At 71.6% G+C, this 1,539-nt stretch carries 1 protein-coding gene; it reads right to left on the minus strand.

Features of this window, described 5'->3' with window-relative positions; genetic code table 11:
• Positions 1–84: 84 nt before the first annotated feature.
• Entirely contained in the window at positions 85–1,323 is a 1,239-nt protein-coding gene (locus QN345_RS18900; protein ID WP_134448997.1) for a pyridoxal-phosphate-dependent aminotransferase family protein, read from the minus strand.
• Positions 1,324–1,539 lie beyond the last annotated feature (216 nt).

Here is a 1,539-nt window from a genome sequence, read left to right on the forward strand (position 1 = left end):
GGAGGGACGAGGGCCGGGCGAGTTCCTCGCACCGGGCGAGGATCACGGCCGCGGCGGCATCCGACACCGTCGGCACCGCCGCCGTCATGAGAGCACCGCAGCTGCGTCGGCGGCGGCCCCGGAGGCGTCGGCACCGGCACGGTCCGCGTCGGCGTACAGGTCCCAGGCCGCGCCGACTCCCCCGCCGCCCGTGACGGATGCCCCCGCGCGCCGGAGCACCTGTTCGAGCGCCGCAAGGGTGGTCAGCACGGTGTCCTTGCGGGCGTTGTAGCCCATCACGCCGATCCGCCAGACCTTGCCGTGCAGCGGACCGAAGGAGGTACCGATCTCGATGCCGAAGTCCTCGAGCAGGGAGCCGCGCACCGCGTCACCGTTGACGCCGTCCGGAATCTCGACCGCGACGACGTTGTTCATCCGGTGGGCCGGGTCGCCGAAGACGGAAAGCCCCAGCCCGTGCACTCCCGCGAGCATCGCCGAGCCGTGCAGCCGGTGCCGGGCGACGGCGTCCGCCAGCCCCTCCTCGACCAGGAGGCGCGCGCACTCCCGGGCGCCGTAGAGGGCGGTCGTCGCCTCGGTGTGGTGGTTGAGCCGACGGGGACCCCAGTAGTCGAAGAGCATCGCGAGATCGAAGTAGTTCGAGCGGATCCGGTTGGACAGCACCGCGTCCCCGGGTTCGCGGATCCCGGCCTCGATGCTCCGGCGGGATTCGATCACGTCGACGGCGCGGGCCGAGAACGTTGCCGGCGCAGAACCGGATGGCCCGGCGAGGCACTTCTGCAGGCCGGCGGTCACGGCGTCGAGGCCCCAGGCATCCGCTTCGAAGGTGTTGCCGCCGAGCGAGGCCGTCGCGTCGGTGTAGAAGAGCACGCCGTGCCTGGCGCAGATGTCGCCGAGCTCGTCGAGCGGCTGGGCGAGGGTCGTCGAGGTGTCGCCGTGCACGATCGCGAGCAGCGCCGGCCGGGTCTCGATGATCGCCTGTTCGATCGCGGCGGGCGTGAACACGGTGCCCCACGGCACCTCGCGCACGTGCACCTCGGCGCCGACGCGTTCGGCGATCTCGCGGAGGAGGTGCCCGAAGCGCCCGAAGATGGGCACGAGCACGCGGTCGCCCGGCTGGATCAGCGAGACGAGGGCGGCCTCGATCCCGGCGCGCGCGGTGCCGTCGATCACGAGGGTCTGTTCATTACCGGTGCGGAATACGTCGCGGTACAGGCCCATCGTTTCGGTCATGTAGCCCGTCATCGCCGGGTCGTACTGGCCGACGAGCTGCGCGGACATGGCGCGCAGCACCCGGGGATCCGCGTTGATCGGCCCCGGCCCCATCAGCAGGCGCTGCGGCGGGTTGATCGGAAGGCTCGGAACGGGGGTCGACTGCAGCGGATACGTCACATCATCAGCTTAGGCACGGAGCGTTTCCACGGTGTTACCCACGATCCCCGCCGTGCCGGTCCCGACATCCGCCGCGACTTCGGCGGCCAGCCCCTGGGAAAGGCCTGCGGCATGGTCGAGCAGCGCGAGGTCGCTGTGCCGCGGCCCGAC

It is taken from the genome of Cryobacterium sp. 10I1 (assembly GCF_035019805.1).
Classification (GTDB): Bacteria; Actinomycetota; Actinomycetes; order Actinomycetales; family Microbacteriaceae; genus Cryobacterium; species Cryobacterium glucosi.

Excerpts from the sequence above, each read along its gene's own strand:
- QN345_RS18900 (WP_134448997.1), bottom strand. The coding sequence starts at position 1,323 with ATGGGGCCGGGGCCGATCAACGCGGATCCCCGGGTGCTGCGCGCCATG.